Source organism: Pseudomonas sp. DCB_BI (genome assembly GCF_026240995.1).
GTDB lineage: Bacteria > Pseudomonadota > Gammaproteobacteria > Pseudomonadales > Pseudomonadaceae > Aquipseudomonas.
On record NZ_JAPFCG010000013.1, the window covers coordinates 159,009 to 170,238 of the forward strand.

An 11,230-nucleotide genomic window follows, 5' to 3' on the forward strand; every position below is an offset into this window, starting at 1 on the left:
GTCAAGAACCACCCTGTTCAAATCCTTCCCAGCGTGCTACAAACTGGTTAAGCAATGATCTAGCTGCTTGATAACGAAGGGAAAAATATGACGAAGTCGGAGCTGATCGAACGTATTGTCACCCATCAGGGGCTGCTATCGTCCAAGGACGTTGAGCTGGCCATCAAGACCATGCTTGAACAGATGTCACAATGCCTGGCTACCGGCGATCGCATCGAGATTCGCGGTTTTGGCAGCTTCTCGCTGCACTATCGCGCCCCACGCGTAGGCCGTAACCCCAAGACCGGCCAGTCGGTCAGCCTCGAAGGCAAGTTCGTGCCGCACTTCAAACCCGGCAAGGAACTGCGCGACCGCGTCAATGAAGAAGACGAGGCCGAAGCCTGATCAATCAAGGAGCAATCTGATGCGTAACCTCAAGCGCGCCCTGGCGGCGGTGTTCGTGCTGCTGTTGGCGGCTGTGGTGCTCTTCTTCGTGCTGGAGAATCAGCAAGCCGTGTCTCTGGTGCTGTTTGGCTGGGTCGCGCCTGAGGTGCCAGTAGCCGTGCTGGTGCTGGCCGCCTTGGTCATCGGCCTCGCCGTTGGGCCATTGCTAGGTGCCTACGGCGTGCAGCGCAGTAAGCGCAAGATCAAGGCTTCAGCCCGCCAGGCAGCACTGAGCGGCAATTAAGGAATCTTCCTACGCCCATTTGGGAAAGTCTCGCCTATGCCTGCACCGGCCCTCATGGAGTAATAGCGCACTTCATTTTCGGCCCAGGTGAGTGTGCGCAGCATGGAATATCCCGTCCTTTCCCATCACGGTGGCGCCCGCGGCGTCACCGGCTCCTGCCACCAGCTGCACCTCGCCCCCTCTGTCAGCCTGCTGGTGGACTGCGGCCTGGAGCAGGGTGCCGATGCAGCACCGGGCACCGAAACTGCGCCGCTCGGCTTCGACGTGCAGGGCATCCAGGCTCTGGTCATCACCCATGTGCACCTTGACCATGTCGGGCGTATCCCGGCGCTGCTGGCAGCCGGCTACCGCGGCCCCATCCTGTGCAGCGAGCCCTCGGCCCGGCTGCTGCCGCTGGTGCTGGAAGACGCCTACAAGCTCAGCATCAGCAGCGACCCCGTCCAAGTGGCGCGGTACCTGGATTTCATCCGTGGCCTTATCGTGCCGCTGCCTTTCGAGCAGTGGCACACCCTGGTCGAGCGCCCGGGCCTGACCTGTCGCATTCGCTTGCAGCGCGCTGGCCACCTGCTGGGATCGGCCTATGTCGAATGCGACATGCAGCATGAGGAGGCCAATACACGCTACGTGTTCTCCGGCGACCTGGGTGCCTGTGGCAACCCGTTGCTGCGCCCCGTGCAGCCCCCTGAGCGTGCAGATGTGCTGGTGCTGGAAAGCACTTACGGTGACCGCCTGCATCCTCCGGTCAGCGACCGTCAGCAGCGGCTGGAAGCCGCGATTGATCGCGCCCTGGCTGACCAGGGCACTCTCCTCATTCCGGCGTTCAGCCTCGGTCGCACCCAGGAGCTGTTGTACGAACTCGAAGCCATCCTCCACCGCAAGGCGCTGCTCAGCACGACCGCCTCGGCCCCTGAAGGCGATTCACTCGACTGGTCGCAGCTGCCCATCATCCTTGATTCACCCTTGGCCCAGCGCATCACCGGTGTGTACCGCGACTTGCACGAGTACTGGAACGCAGAGGCCAGGGCGCGGCTTGCCGAGGGGCGTGATCCGCTCGGGTTCGACCAGCTGATCAGTATCGACACCCATGCCCGCCACCAGCAGGTAGTCAATTACCTCAAGAGTACCGGGCGCCCCGCGATCGTGATTGCAGGCAATGGCATGTGTTCCGGTGGGCGCATCGTCAATTACCTGAAGGCCATGCTCGGTGATCCCCGGCATGAGGTGATGTTTGTGGGGTATCAGGCCAAGGGCACTCCGGGGGCGGTGATTCAGGCCAGCGAAGGGGCGGAAGGGTTTGTGCAGATTGATCTGGATGGGCAGATGTATGAGGTGCGAGCGAAGGTGATGACCTTGGGCGGCTACTCGGGCCATGCGGATCAGGCGCAGTTGGTGGCGTTCGCGCGCGGCTGCAATGCACGGCGGATAATGTTGGTGCATGGCGAGAAAAGGGCGAAGCAAACGCTTGCGAACGCGCTGCGCGTAAGTTTTACGCAGCCTGGGCATGAGGTGTGCGTCACAGTCGCAACATGACCTTCTGGCGGGAAGGTTGAGGTCTGTCAGATAGTGAGGAACTTTTGCGGGGCGGGTCTTTCTACTACTGCTTGAAGTAAAGTTAGAAGCGTGGCAGAAAGAGTGGCGAATAGCCGCTACGCTTGATTCGAAGGGTGTTGAGTTGCTTAGGTTGGAAGCCTGCCCCCGAGATGATGCAATAAGACAGACCCAAGGAAAAAAAGACTAAATGCGCAATGAACGCGAGCGCCTGAGTGGTAGCGACGAGATTGACCTGATTGAGCTTGTGCAGGGTGTTTGGCGCCAAAAAATCTGGGTAGGGCTGGTTGCAGTACCGGTAATTGCTTTGGGTTTGGCGTATGTGATGATGGTTTCGCCGGTGTATGAAGCGAAGCTGTATATACAGCCTCCTTCCCAGAGCGAGATTGCCCAGCTGAACTACGGCCGTGGTGAGGGGACGGGCCTGGCGCCACTGAGTGCCAAGGATGTGTACAGCATCTACCTCAAGTCCCTTCAGTCTGAAGCAGTACGAGACAAATTCTTTCGCAGCGCCTTCCTGCCCATGCTGACCGAAGAGGAGCGGGGCGGTTCTCGTGATGCCCTGTATGCTCAGTTCAACGGTATGCTGAAAGTGGCCCTCGCTAGCAAAGACATGCCTGATCGCTACGTGCTGACCGCGAATCTTGAAGACCCGCGTCTTGCGGCGACCTGGGTGTCGAATTACGCAGAGTTGGCTGCTGAGCGAGCGAAGAACGAGTTGTTGAGCGGTACCCGCAGTGACATATCGATCATGGCTGATAACCTTGACCAGCAAATCAAGGCTGCGCGAGCCGCTGCCAGCAATCAGCGCGTGGACCAGATTGCCAAACTGAAGGAGGCGTTGCGCGTAGCGCAGTCGATTGGCCTGGAAAAGCCGCCGATCATTTCCGAAACCCTGTCCAGTGAAGTGTCCGCTGGCATGAATGGGGCTCTCACCTACATGCGCGGCACCAAGGCGCTGGAGGCAGAAATCGCCAACCTGGAGGCGCGCTCATCGGACGATCCATTCATCCGGAATTTGCGTGAAAAGCAGGAGAAACTCAGTTTCTTGCGGGCGTTGAAGGTCGACCCTTCCCTTGTTGCCATGTATCAACAAGATGGCGCCGTATCCCAGCCTGACAAGCCTATCAAGCCGCGAAAAGCCGTGATCATGTTGCTATCGGCGCTGGTGGGAGTAGGGCTTGGTGTGTTGGTTGCCTTGGGGCGGGATATCTGGTGCAGGCGCAAAGCGACGAACGGAGGGGAACTTACCTGATTGCAAGGCGTCGTTAAGCGTTGTTGTCGGTTGCGGAAGGTGTAACAATAGCCTTTCGTCGCCGATGACATGGAAAGCTGGAAGAGCGAGCACGACACGCTGATCTGCCCTGCCTGTCTTGGTTAACCCCGTTTCAGACAGGGAAATTTTGTGAATAGCGTTGTGCGTCCCCCCTCCATGGCCGGCTCTGGCGAAATCGATCTTTTCAACGTACTGCGCACTATCTGGCGTAGGCGGTTCCTCATCGCTGCTGTGGGTGGCGTCTGTGCACTTGTCGGCGCCGCAGTTGCCTACAACATTACCCCTGTCTATGAAGCGTCCACAAGTTTAAGGCCGGTTGCCTTGAACCAGTTGGATGCTTTGAATCGGTCAAAAATCTACTCATTGCCTCCGGCTGAAGCGCTCAAGAGAGTGGGGGCATCGCTGGATTCCTATACCACCCGGTTGGACTTCTTCCGGTCCAGGCCAGATCTCATCGATGCTTTCAAGGATGAAGGGCAAAGTGTCGATCAGGCATTTGAAGACTTCAACCGCGACGGCCTCAGCGTAGTGTTGGCAGACCCGAAAAAGAGCGATTCGCTAAGCGATTTTGTCGGGTTGAAGATGCGCTATGAAAAAGGCGTGAATGGCGCTGCCATCCTCAACGATTTCGTTGATTATGCCGTTGAGCGTGAGCGCAGCCAGTTGTCCAAGGATATGCAGATTATCTTGGCCAACCGCTTGGCGGAGGTGGACAAGAGGCTGAACTCTGCGGTGTCGGAGTACAAGGCTGGAAACGAGAGCCGTATTGCCCGCCTTGAAGAGGCCGATGCAATCAAGCGTGCGCAGCTGAATGATGAACTCAAGGCTTTGCGTGTTCAGTTGAAATTGCGCCGCGAGGCGCGCCTGGCCGAACTTGATGAGGCTATTAGTGTTGCGCGAAGCCTCGGTTTGAAGAAGCCTTCGACACCCTCGCTGATGGCTGATGATGGCGCAGCAACTGGCAATATCATTCGTACCGAAGTAAACGGTAGGCCGGTGCCGCTGTACTTTATGGGTACTGAGGTGCTTGAGGCTGAGCGTGCTGCATTGCGAAAACGTACGTCAGATGACTTCGTCGAGCCGAGAATCGGCCAGATCCGCAAAGAGCTCATTCTGCTTTCGACCAACCGTAAAGTCCAGGCAATCAAGGCCCGTGCGAGCGAAGCTGCGTTTTTGGAGGGGGTTGAAGCGCTTCGCGTGGAGCGTGCGCGCTTGCAAGCCATCGATACCCAGCTGGAGGGCCTGCACCTGGTGAATATTGACCAGCGCGCGGTGCCTTCGAGCAAGCCTTTGAAGCCGCGTAAAGCACTCATCGTACTCATCGCATTTATCGGCGGTCTGCTGCTCGGAACGGTTATTGCTCTGCTGCGAGGTGCGTTCAAAGACCACGCGAGGCTGCAACGCGTACTTGCAATCGAGGGTTCGGCACATCGCGTCATACCTGATGAATTGGCAGGGCAGAACCCTGCCAGGCTGGCAGATGCGCAAGCTTGAGCGCCCAATTCTATGATGTTGTTTTAGTGGCATTTGGTGGTTCTAGGTCCCAGGAAAACTCCGATGGATTGCCGCAGCCTAACCGCATATGATTGTGGCGCATCTCATTGATGGCAGCCACCGGGCCGCTCCCCGGGCAAATGTAAGTGGGCGTTTTTTGCTCGACAGCATGCGCAGTGCATGCTGGCGCCGAATGGATTCACTCGACTGACGAATGAATCGAAGAAGGTTCAATAACCCGTTGTTCAGCCGTGGAAACGGGCAGGTATATTCAAGGTGAGTTGGGAAGCATGACAGATATGAATGCGGTGGTAGAAAAGTTCAAAAGCCGGCAGGCCTTGATTGGTATCGTGGGCCTTGGTTATGTCGGGTTGCCGCTGATGCTGCGTTATAACGCCATTGGTTTTAATGTGCTGGGTATTGATATCGATCAATCGAAAGTCGATAAACTCAATGCTGGTCAGAGCTACATCGAGCACATCCCGGCTGCCAATATCAGCAAGGCGCGCGAAACCGGCTTTGAGGCTACCGTCGACTTCAAGCGTGCCAGCGAGTGCGATGCACTGATCCTGTGCGTGCCCACCCCGCTGAACAAATATCGCGAGCCTGACATGAGCTTCGTGATCAACACCACCGATGCCATCAAGCCATTCCTGCGTGCAGGCCAGGTGGTTTCGCTGGAAAGCACCACCTACCCAGGTACCACCGAAGAAGAGCTGCTGCCACGTGTGCAGGAAGGCGGCCTGGTGGTCGGTGAGAACATCTACCTGGTCTACTCGCCAGAGCGTGAAGACCCAGGCAACCCGAACTTCGAAACCCGCACCATTCCCAAGGTTATTGGCGGTCACACCCCAAATTGCCTGGAAGTGGGTATTGCACTGTACGAGCAGGCTATCGACCAGGTCGTACCGGTAAGCTCCACCAAAGCTGCCGAAATGACCAAGTTGCTGGAGAACATTCACCGTGCGGTGAACATCGGCCTGGTCAACGAAATGAAAATCGTCGCCGACCGCATGGGTATCGACATTTTCGAAGTGGTCGATGCTGCAGCGACCAAGCCTTTCGGCTTCACCCCTTACTACCCGGGCCCGGGCCTTGGTGGCCACTGCATTCCGATCGACCCCTTCTACCTGACCTGGAAGGCGCGCGAATACGGCCTGCACACCCGTTTCATCGAGCTTTCCGGTGAAGTCAACCAGGCCATGCCTGAGTACGTGCTAGGCAAGCTGATGGATGGCCTGAACGACGCCGGCAAGGCACTGAAGGGCAGCCGTGTACTGGTGCTGGGTATCGCCTACAAGAAGAACGTCGACGACATGCGCGAGTCGCCATCTGTCGAAATCATGGAGCTGATCGAGGCCAAGGGTGGCGTGGTTGCGTACAGCGACCCACACGTCCCGGTGTTCCCGAAGATGCGCGAGCACCACTTCGAGCTGAGCAGCGAGCCGCTGACCGCCGAGAACCTGGCAAGCTTCGACGCCGTGGTTCTGGCCACCGATCACGACAAGTTCGACTATGCCCTGATCGAAGCCAAGGCCAAGCTCATTGTCGACAGCCGCGGTAAGTACCGCACGCCGACCGCGCACATCATCAAGGCCTGATCGGCGTCGCTAGCAAATTGATCCGCCTGGCCCTCGAGGGGGCAGGCGGATTCATTCGTCTTCAAAGGAAGCCTCATGAAAAACTTTGCTCTCATCGGTGCTGCAGGCTACATCGCCCCTCGCCACATGCGCGCCATCAAGGACACCGGCAACCGTCTGGTCTCCGCGTACGATATCAATGACTCGGTAGGTATCATCGACAGTATCTCGCCGCAGAGCGAGTTCTTCACCGAGTTCGAGTTCTTCCTCGACCATGCCCATGGCTTGAAGCGCAACCCGGCCACTGCCCTGGATTACGTTGCGATCTGCTCGCCTAACTACCTGCACCACCCGCATATTGCCGCGGGCCTGCGCCTGGGCTGTGACGTCATTTGCGAAAAGCCGCTGGTGCCGACCCCGCAGCAATTGGACGAGTTGGCATTGGTCGAGCAGGAAACCGGCAAGCGCCTGTACAACATCCTGCAGTTGCGCCATCACCAGGCAATCCTTGCGCTGAAGGAGAAGGTCGCCCGCGAGAACAACCCACACAAGTATGAAGTCGACCTGACTTACATCACCTCGCGCGGCAAGTGGTACCTGCAAAGCTGGAAGGGTGACCCACGCAAGTCGTTCGGTGTGGCCACCAACATCGGCGTGCACTTCTACGACATGCTGCACTTCATCTTCGGCAAGCTGCAGCGCAACGTTGTGCACTTCACTTCCGAGCACAAGGCCGCCGGTTACCTGGAGTACGAGAAAGCACGCGTACGCTGGTTCCTGTCTGTAGACGCCAACGACCTACCTGAGTCGGTGAAGGGCAAGAAGCCAACCTACCGTTCGATCACCGTCAATGGTGAGGAAATGGAATTCTCCGAAGGCTTCACCGATCTGCACACCACCAGCTATGAAGAAATTCTTGCTGGCCGTGGTTACGGTATCGAGGATGCGCGTCACTGTGTCGAAACCGTGAATACCATTCGTAGCGCTCCAGTTGTTGCAGCGGCGGATAATGAGGGGCACCCGTTCGTGATGGCGCTTTCGCGTTAAAAGCAGATAGCAACACGGGTGGCTCGCCGCCACCCATTTTTATTTTTCCCAGGGTCGCCAGTCAGCGTGTCGAACGATAATTTCAATAAGCCGAACGATGCGGGTGCACAACGCGTAGAGCGTAGCATCCGCTTGGATGTTCAAGGCTTGCGCGCGGTCGCGGTGCTGGCGGTTTTGCTCTATCACGCCAATGACAGCTGGTTGAAAGCCGGTTACGTGGGCGTCGATGTTTTTTTTGTTATTTCAGGTTTTATCATCACCGCATTGCTGACCGAGCGTAGCGGTAAGGTTGATCTGGCTGCCTTTTATGCGAGCCGGATCAAACGGATTGTTCCCGCGTATTTTTTGATGCTGTTTGTGGTCGCGGCGCTGTCCGCGGTACTTTTCGTCCCGGACGATTTCGCCTTCTTTCTTGATAGCCTGAAATCTTCCGCATGGTTTACCAGTAACCATTATTTCGCCCACTTTGGTAGTTATTTTGCGCCGCGGGCCGATGAGTTACCGCTTCTGCATACCTGGTCGCTTGCCATCGAAATGCAGTTTTACCTTTTCTTCCCGATCATGGTTATCGGCGTCCCCGCGCGTTGGCGCCTCCCTGCTTTTTCATTGGTGGCCATTGCGGCGTTTGCTTGGGTTGGCTACCAAACCCTCGGTGGGCAACGAGACGAAATGTATTTTTCGCTGCTGGCACGCGCGCCAGAATTCATGGTCGGCGCTGTTGTTGCGTTGCTGATGCGCCAGCGAGAGTTGCCTCAGGCACTCGGCAGTGCGTTTGGCATAGCCGGTGCGCTGATGTTGGGGTGGGCGCTACTTGCAATTGAAAAGCAGGAGTTTCCGGGCTTCTGGGCGATCGTGCCTTGCGTTGGGGCAGGGATGATCATTGCTGCTCGCCGCGGCCCTGTGAGTACATTGCTCGCTGCCTCGCCGATGGTCTGGGTTGGTGCAATTTCCTACTCGCTTTACCTCTGGCATTGGCCGGTTTTGGCATTGATTCGGTACTACACCGGGCAGCATGAATTGACGATGGCCTGGTTGCTGGTCTTTGCGGTTGCCTCTGTGGCGTTGGCTTGGCTGTCCTTCCGATTCATAGAGACACCCGTCAGGAAGGCAAGAGGCTTTGTGCGCCACGCTCCCAAGTGGGCGATGGCTGCAGCGGCGGTTGTGCTGGTAGCGTGGGGGGCGGTGCGTATCAATGCATCGCTGGTTGACCCTCTGCCGGTAGAACTGACCCGCTATGCGGCGCCAGAAACGATTTGCCATGGTACCCAGATAGGTAGCTGCAAACGAGGCAAGCCAGACGCTGATGTTTCCGCCCTGGTCATAGGCGATAGTCATGCTGCTCAACTGAATCACTTTTTCGATCAGGTGGGCAATGAGCAGGGCGTTGCATACCGGGTGCTCACTGCCAGCAGCTGTGTACCTATCCCCGGTTTTGATATCGAACGACTACCCACCTGGGCGCAGAAAGCTTGCCGTGACCAGGTTGCAGCGGTAGCCAAGGCGCTGCCGGAGGTAGACCGAGTAATCGTTGCTGGTATGTGGCAGTACCAGATGCAGAGCCAGGCATTCACCAAGGCGCTGACTGATTTCCTGACCACAACGGCCGGGGCCCATAAAAATGTAGTAGTGCTTGCCCAGGTGCCGATGTTCGAGACAGACGTACAGCGGGTTAGGCGGTTTACCGAACTGGGGCTGTCGGCACCACTCACGTTCAATCGTGAATGGCAGGCAGCTAACCAGCAGGTCAAGGCAATTGCCGATCGCACCCCAGGGGCGCGGTTTCTAGATTTTTCCAGCAGTAGCTTCTTTGCTGCTGCGCCCTACGAGCACGGGTTGTTGATCTACCGTGACAGCCACCACCTCAACGAAGTGGGGGCTAGCCGTTATGGCCACTACGCGGCGCAGCAATTGCAGCGAGCTTTTGATCAACCTCAGTCCAATGTGAGTCTGAAACCATGAATTACTATCAGCATCCAAGTGCCATCGTCGACGACGGCGCACAGATCGGGGAAAACTCCCGGGTCTGGCACTTTGTCCATGTATGTGGGGGCGCTCGGATCGGCGCCGGCGTTTCGCTTGGTCAGAACGTGTTCGTGGGCAACAAGGTCGTTATTGGTGACCACTGCAAGGTGCAGAACAACGTATCGGTCTACGACAACGTGACATTGGAAGAGGGGGTCTTTTGCGGCCCCAGCATGGTGTTCACCAATGTCTACAATCCACGCTCGCTGATTGAGCGCAAGGACCAGTATCGCGACACTCTCGTCAAGAAAGGTGCGACACTCGGGGCGAACTGCACAATCGTGTGCGGCATAACCATTGGCGAGTACGCCTTCGTGGGCGCTGGCGCAGTCATCAACAAGGACGTGCCTGCCTACGCACTCATGGTCGGTGTGCCTGCTCGGCAGATCGGTTGGATGAGTGAATTTGGCGAGCAGCTGCAATTGAACGAGCAAGGCGAAGCCACCTGCTCGCACACCGGGGCGCGCTACGTCCTGAACGGCAAACAACTGAACAAGATGGATGTTTGAGCATGATTGAATTCATTGATCTGAAAAGCCAGCAGGCACGCATCAAAGACAAGATCGATGCTGGCATCCAGCGTGTTTTGAGCCATGGCCAGTACATTCTTGGCCCTGAAGTAGCTGAGTTGGAGGAGCGCCTGGCTGCTTTCGTCGGTGCAAAGTACTGCATCACTTGCGCCAATGGCACTGACGCTCTGCAAATTGTGCAGATGGCACTGGGTATCGGCCCGGGCGACGAGGTGATTACCCCGGGCTTTACCTACATTGCTACTGCCGAAACTGTCGCGCTGTTGGGCGCGAAGCCGGTTTATGTGGATATCGACCCGCGCACCTACAATCTTGATCCCCAGTTGCTTGAAGCGGCGATTACTCCGCGTACCAAGGCGATCATACCGGTTTCGCTGTATGGTCAATGCGCCGATTACGATGCGATCAACGCCATCGCGGCCAAACACGGTATTCCTGTAATCGAGGACGCAGCGCAGAGTTTCGGTGCCTCCTACAAAGGCAAGCGCTCGTGCAACCTTACAACTGTGGCCTGTACCAGCTTCTTCCCAAGCAAGCCTTTGGGCTGCTATGGCGATGGTGGAGCGATCTTTACCAATGATGAGGCCCTGGCGACCGTGATTCGGCAAATCGCGAGGCATGGCCAGGATCGTCGTTATCACCACATTCGTGTGGGGGTAAATAGCCGGCTGGACACCCTGCAGGCAGCCATTCTCTTGCCCAAGCTTGAGATTTTCGAGGAGGAGATTTCGCAGCGTCAGCAGGTCGCGAAGTGGTATTACACAGCACTGGCAGCCGTTGGTATTGAGACAACGCCATATATCGCTGCGGGAAATATCAGCGCCTATGCCCAGTATACGGTGCTTGTACAGGACAGAGGCGCCGTACAGGCGAAGCTGAAGGCTGCGGGTATTCCGACAGCTGTGCATTATCCAATTCCCTTGAACAAGCAGCCAGCTGTCGCAGATGCGGCGGTATCCTTGCCGGTTGGAGATGAGGTTGCGACACAGGTGATGAGCCTGCCGATGCATCCTTACCTCGAAGAGGCGTCGATTCGGCAGATTTCTGCAGTTATTGCAGGGTAAGC

The 11,230-nt window shown here is 57.1% G+C and carries 10 protein-coding genes; all 10 read left to right on the forward strand.

Annotated features, from left to right (window positions below; translation table 11 throughout):
- The first annotated feature begins 87 nt into the window (after nt 1-87).
- The 10 genes from ihfB to OO258_RS15975 all read left to right on the forward strand — a co-directional run bounded on the left by ihfB (nt 88) and on the right by OO258_RS15975 (nt 11,228).
- A complete protein-coding gene (gene ihfB / locus OO258_RS15930) occupies nt 88-384 on the forward strand; it encodes an integration host factor subunit beta (RefSeq protein WP_003252675.1) in 297 nt (98 codons plus the stop codon).
- A gap of 19 nt (nt 385-403) precedes the next feature.
- On the forward strand, nt 404-667 hold the full coding sequence (locus OO258_RS15935; RefSeq protein ID WP_110747749.1) for a lipopolysaccharide assembly protein LapA domain-containing protein: 264 nt from the start codon (nt 404-406) through the stop codon (nt 665-667).
- A gap of 102 nt (nt 668-769) precedes the next feature.
- Complete coding sequence (locus OO258_RS15940; RefSeq protein WP_266031487.1) at nt 770-2,197, forward strand: MBL fold metallo-hydrolase RNA specificity domain-containing protein; 1,428 nt, start codon at nt 770-772, stop codon at nt 2,195-2,197.
- Between the two features lie 208 nt (nt 2,198-2,405).
- Nucleotides 2,406-3,470 (forward strand): LPS O-antigen chain length determinant protein WzzB, encoded by a 1,065-nt coding sequence (locus OO258_RS15945; RefSeq protein ID WP_266031489.1) that lies wholly within the window; start codon nt 2,406-2,408, stop codon nt 3,468-3,470.
- Between the two features lie 150 nt (nt 3,471-3,620).
- Complete coding sequence (locus tag OO258_RS15950) at nt 3,621-4,985, forward strand: Wzz/FepE/Etk N-terminal domain-containing protein (RefSeq protein ID WP_266031491.1); 1,365 nt, start codon at nt 3,621-3,623, stop codon at nt 4,983-4,985.
- 290 nt (nt 4,986-5,275) lie between these two features.
- Nucleotides 5,276-6,586, forward strand: coding sequence for a UDP-N-acetyl-D-glucosamine 6-dehydrogenase (wbpA, locus tag OO258_RS15955; RefSeq protein WP_266031493.1), 1,311 nt, complete (start codon nt 5,276-5,278; stop codon nt 6,584-6,586).
- A 75-nt stretch (nt 6,587-6,661) separates the two neighbouring features.
- On the forward strand, nt 6,662-7,612 hold the full coding sequence (gene wbpB / locus OO258_RS15960; protein WP_266031495.1) for a UDP-N-acetyl-2-amino-2-deoxy-D-glucuronate oxidase: 951 nt from the start codon (nt 6,662-6,664) through the stop codon (nt 7,610-7,612).
- Nucleotides 7,613-7,678: 66 nt separating this feature from the next.
- Nucleotides 7,679-9,571 (forward strand): acyltransferase family protein, encoded by a 1,893-nt coding sequence (locus OO258_RS15965; protein ID WP_266031497.1) that lies wholly within the window; start codon nt 7,679-7,681, stop codon nt 9,569-9,571.
- Nucleotides 9,568-10,143, forward strand: coding sequence for a UDP-2-acetamido-3-amino-2,3-dideoxy-D-glucuronate N-acetyltransferase (gene wbpD / locus OO258_RS15970; protein WP_266031499.1), 576 nt, complete (start codon nt 9,568-9,570; stop codon nt 10,141-10,143). The genes OO258_RS15965 and wbpD overlap by 4 nt, the downstream gene beginning before the upstream one ends.
- 2 nt (nt 10,144-10,145) lie before the next feature.
- A complete protein-coding gene (locus OO258_RS15975; RefSeq protein WP_266031501.1) occupies nt 10,146-11,228 on the forward strand; it encodes a DegT/DnrJ/EryC1/StrS family aminotransferase in 1,083 nt (360 codons plus the stop codon).
- Nucleotides 11,229-11,230: the final 2 nt, after the last annotated feature.

Bases quoted from the DNA above. Each gene is read 5' to 3' on its own strand.
- OO258_RS15945 (WP_266031489.1), top strand. From the start codon at position 2,406: ATGCGCAATGAACGCGAGCGCCTGAGTGGTAGCGACGAGATTGACCTG.
- wbpA (WP_266031493.1), top strand. From the start codon at position 5,276: ATGACAGATATGAATGCGGTGGTAGAAAAGTTCAAAAGCCGGCAGGCC.
- OO258_RS15935 (WP_110747749.1), top strand. From the start codon at position 404: ATGCGTAACCTCAAGCGCGCCCTGGCGGCGGTGTTCGTGCTGCTGTTG.
- wbpD (WP_266031499.1), top strand. From the start codon at position 9,568: ATGAATTACTATCAGCATCCAAGTGCCATCGTCGACGACGGCGCACAG.
- wbpB (WP_266031495.1), top strand. From the start codon at position 6,662: ATGAAAAACTTTGCTCTCATCGGTGCTGCAGGCTACATCGCCCCTCGC.
- OO258_RS15975 (WP_266031501.1), top strand. From the start codon at position 10,146: ATGATTGAATTCATTGATCTGAAAAGCCAGCAGGCACGCATCAAAGAC.
- ihfB (WP_003252675.1), top strand. From the start codon at position 88: ATGACGAAGTCGGAGCTGATCGAACGTATTGTCACCCATCAGGGGCTG.
- OO258_RS15940 (WP_266031487.1), top strand. From the start codon at position 770: ATGGAATATCCCGTCCTTTCCCATCACGGTGGCGCCCGCGGCGTCACC.